Origin of the sequence: Aminobacter niigataensis (assembly GCF_014200015.1) — a bacterium.
Lineage (GTDB): Bacteria > Pseudomonadota > Alphaproteobacteria > Rhizobiales > Rhizobiaceae > Aminobacter > Aminobacter niigataensis.
The window spans coordinates 1-1,166 of the sequence record NZ_JACHOT010000026.1 but is presented as its reverse complement, the minus strand read 5'-3'; the positions used below and the strand labels follow the sequence as shown (position 1 = coordinate 1,166).

The window sequence follows — 1,166 nt, the reverse complement described above, 5'->3', positions numbered from 1 at the left end:
CGCCAGTGCACCGACTTCCAGTGCTTTTCGGCGCGCAAGCTCGACAAGGGCCGCGACCTTGCCCTCGACGTCACCGCCACCCGCTCGCTGATGGGCCACGCCTATCCGATGCCGGGCCTGCATGCCAAATATTTCGACCAGGATTTCGAGCCTTTGGTCGAGGTCATCCAGGACACCTGCGGCCGGCACGACGCGTTCGCGCTTGCCTGCTACGCCAAATATTACGACGACATCGGCTATCCCGGCCACATCAACTGCTCGGAGAATTTCAACGGCGCACTGACCCCGCATGGCGTCAATGCCCGCGCCGGCTGGATGGCGGTCAACTTCTTCTTCAACACCGGCATCGACGCCCATGGCGTGATGTTCTCCGACGAACCCTGGTCGCGGCCGGGCGACTATGTGCTGCTGAGAGCCCTGACCGACATCGTCTGCGTCTCCTCGGCCTGCCCCGACGACACCACCCCGGCCAATGGCTGGAACCTCACCGACATCCACGTCCGGACCTATTCCGGCCAGCACAAATTCTCGCGCGCGATCGCCAGACGCACGACCCCGGAGGCCGAACCCAAAATGAGCCGTGAGACCGCCTTCCATTCAAGCTTTGCCAAGCACACGCGCAACTTCATCGAATACAAGGGCTTCTGGCTGCCGCAGGAATTCGCCAAGGAAGGCCCGATCGAGGAATACTGGGCCTGCCGCCAGAAGGCGGTGGTGATGGATCTTTCCGCCCTGCGCAAGTTCGAGGTGACGGGCCCGGATTCAGAAGCCCTGATGCAGTACACGCTGACCCGCGACGTCAAGAAGCTCGGCGTCGGCCAGGTCGTCTATACCGCGATGTGCTACGAGCATGGTGGCATGATCGACGACGGCACCTTGCTGCGCCTCGGCAAGGACAATTTCCGCTGGATCTGCGGTGACGACTATTCCGGCGTCTGGCTGCGCGAAGTGGCGGAAAAGCTCGGCCTCAAGGTGCTCATCCGCTCCTCGACCGACCAGATGCACAACATCGCCGTGCAGGGCCCCAACAGCCGCGACATCCTCAAGGAGATCGTCTGGACGCCGCCGCACCAGCCGGCCCTGTCCGAGCTCGAATGGTTCCGCTTCACCATCGGCCGCATCGGCGATGCGCAAGGGGTGCCGATCGTGGTCTCGCGCACCGGCTA

At 63.3% G+C, this 1,166-nt stretch carries 1 protein-coding gene; it reads left to right on the top strand.

The features are described 5' to 3' along the window. Positions 1-1,166 (top strand): aminomethyltransferase family protein (locus GGQ99_RS25995; RefSeq protein ID WP_183264798.1); only part of this gene is annotated, 1,166 nt, incomplete at both ends.